Genomic DNA, 287 nt, shown 5'->3' on the forward strand with positions numbered 1-287 from the left:
CTCGACGCCTGGCCGCCGGGGCCATACGTGACCTGGCCCGTGGCCGGATCGATCGCGCTCGACAGCGTCTGTCTGCCGATATTGAACGAGCCGCCGATATCGAGTGCGCTCGACCAGGTGTAGTCGGCGCGCGCCGTGAAGGTCGGGATCTTGTTGCTCGTCGTGATGGGGTCGCCCAGCGCGTTCGTGCCCGTCTGCGTGACCGCGCCGTAGGTGCGGTACTGCTCGTTGCCGACCATGAACTTGAACGCCCACTGGCTGCTGTCGGGCGTATAGTTCCAGCCCAC

At 66.2% G+C, this 287-nt stretch carries 1 protein-coding gene; it reads right to left on the bottom strand.

The genetic code is table 11. From position 1 onward, the window contains the following. Window positions 1–287 (bottom strand): DUF3138 family protein (locus U5775_RS39240; protein ID WP_322063478.1); only part of this gene is annotated, 287 nt, incomplete at both ends.

The organism is Paraburkholderia sp. J63 (assembly GCF_905220245.1).
Lineage (GTDB): Bacteria > Pseudomonadota > Gammaproteobacteria > Burkholderiales > Burkholderiaceae > Paraburkholderia.